Annotated in this window: 1 protein-coding gene; it reads right to left on the bottom strand. The window is 36.6% G+C overall.

The annotated features are described in order from the left end of the window. Positions 1-235 (bottom strand): hypothetical protein (locus R2R70_RS23215; RefSeq protein ID WP_410979379.1); only part of this gene is annotated, 235 nt, incomplete at both ends.

Genomic DNA, 235 nt, shown 5'->3' with positions numbered 1-235 from the left:
AGTATGTTTTCACCTTCGACAAGAGAGCTCATATCTGTAACTTCAAAGTTCATTGATTGTACACCATCAACATGTTCAGCTACTCCTGACTCCTGATTCGATTTGTATCCACCTGCAGGTACATTTCCTGCGAAAATAATATTACCATTCAAGTAAACGAGCACCGCATCATTGAAATGGATTTTTCCCTTCATTAATTTAATGTTTTCGATATCTTCTACAGTAAAAGTCGTAC

The organism is Cobetia sp. SIMBA_158 (assembly GCF_046566945.1).
Taxonomy (GTDB): Bacteria; Pseudomonadota; Gammaproteobacteria; order Pseudomonadales; family Halomonadaceae; genus Cobetia; species Cobetia amphilecti.
The sequence above is the reverse complement of the archived record's forward strand: the minus strand, read 5'-3'. Positions and strand labels throughout refer to the sequence as shown.